The 1067-nt window shown below is 46.0% G+C and carries 2 rRNA genes; both read left to right on the forward strand.

The annotated features are described in order from the left end of the window. Positions 1 to 77: ribosomal RNA gene (locus tag J2Z26_RS22015) — 16S ribosomal RNA — on the forward strand; the annotation flags it as partial. 334 nt (positions 78 to 411) lie between these two features. Further along, positions 412 to 1067: ribosomal RNA gene (locus J2Z26_RS22020) — 23S ribosomal RNA — on the forward strand; the annotation flags it as partial.

Consider the following 1067-nt stretch of genomic DNA (forward strand, 5'->3'; position numbering starts at 1 on the left):
CTAAGGTGGGACAGATGATTGGGGTGAAGTCGTAACAAGGTAGCCGTATCGGAAGGTGCGGCTGGATCACCTCCTTTCTAAGGAAACTGAAGTACGCTGTACTTCATAAGAAGATGCCTCTGTGTTGTGTTCAGTTTTGAGAGAACTATCTCTCAAACTAAGGTAACTTTTTGCCTAGCAGCAAAAAGTATTGCGCTTGCGTCTGCAAGATTAATCCACGATGATTAATTCCTCAGCGCAAAGCTGCATGAAGTAACGCACTGATGTTTAATCATGATGTGATTGAAGTCAGTAGCTTTGTTCCTTGAAAACTAGATAACGTAACAAGACATTCAATGTAAGAATTGTGTAAAGTTCTTTCTTTATAGAAAGAAAACTTTCTAATCTTAGAAAAAAGTTTACTTTTTTCACGGTTAAGTTAGAAAGGGCGCACGGTGGATGCCTTGGCACTAGGAGCCGATGAAGGACGGGACTAACACCGATATGCTTCGGGGAGCTGTAAGTAAGCATTGATCCGAAGATTTCCGAATGGGGAAACCCACTACTCGTAATGGAGTAGTATCGATACCTGAATACATAGGGTATTTGAAGGCATACCCGGGGAACTGAAACATCTAAGTACCCGGAGGAAGAGAAAGCAAACGCGATTTCCTGAGTAGCGGCGAGCGAAACGGAATATAGCCCAAACCAAGAGGCTTGCCTCTTGGGGTTGTAGGACACTCTATATGGAGTTACAAAGGAACGGGGTAGACGAAGAGATCTGGAAAGATCCGTCGTAGAAGGTAACAACCCTGTAGTCGAAACTTCGTTCCCTCTTGAGTGGATCCTGAGTACGGCGGGACACGAGAAATCCCGTCGGAAGCAGGGAGGACCATCTCCCAAGGCTAAATACTCCCTAGTGACCGATAGTGAACCAGTACCGTGAGGGAAAGGTGAAAAGCACCCCGGAAGGGGAGTGAAAGAGAACCTGAAACCGTGTGCCTACAAGTAGTCAGAGCCCGTTAATGGGTGATGGCGTGCCTTTTGTAGAATGAACCGGCGAGTTACGATCCCGTGCAAGGTTAAGT

This window comes from Cytobacillus luteolus (assembly GCF_017873715.1).
Taxonomy (GTDB): Bacteria; Bacillota; Bacilli; order Bacillales; family Bacillaceae_L; genus Bacillus_BV; species Bacillus_BV luteola.